Here is a 602-nt window from a genome sequence, read left to right as displayed (position 1 = left end):
TTCAGATACATGCCTCATCCATCTGTAGGGTGTGTGCGGTACGCACGCACGCGGTCTTTCTAAACTACTTCCATTCCTACCCAAACCAAAGGTTGTCTGAAACCCATTTTCAGACGACCTTTTGCCTCTTTGCCAAACAAATCTTCCCTCTACCATCTCCCCAAACGCTGCCCGAACCAGTAAACTTCCCATGTTTCAACCACTTCTTGAAACCAACCATGCCCCGTATCCACCCGCTCCACCTGTTCCCGCCCCACATTGCCGAACGCGGCCTGCTGTATTTTCAGCAGGGCAAGGTTCGCGATGTCCAAAAAACTTCCTCCGGGCGTTATCGGGCGGAGGTGTGCGGTTCGGAAAACTATTGGGTATGGCTGAAGTTGGATAGTGATTTGTACATTAAGGATGGGGGCTGCGATTGTCCTTATGGCGGGGCGTGCAAGCATATGGCGGCGTTGTGGTATGCGGTGCACGCTCAAATGCTGGATGGGCAGCCGGACGAATCCGATGCGCAACAGCCTAAAAAGGGCGGCAATCCGTATCGGCAGCAGCTCTCCCGAATCTTTTCCCGAACCCGATATTATGATTACTACGAAGCCGCTGAT

1 protein-coding gene is annotated in these 602 nt (G+C 52.8%); it reads left to right on the top strand.

Annotated features, from left to right (window positions below; translation table 11 throughout):
- Positions 1-5 precede the first annotated feature (5 nt).
- The coding region (locus tag ACTHUR_RS15900; RefSeq protein WP_440399631.1) for an SWIM zinc finger family protein at positions 6-602 on the top strand (597 nt) is incomplete at its 3' end.

The sequence above is a fragment of the Neisseria sp. P0021.S007 genome (assembly GCF_051956855.1).
This window is presented reverse-complemented; position numbering and strand designations above follow the sequence as displayed.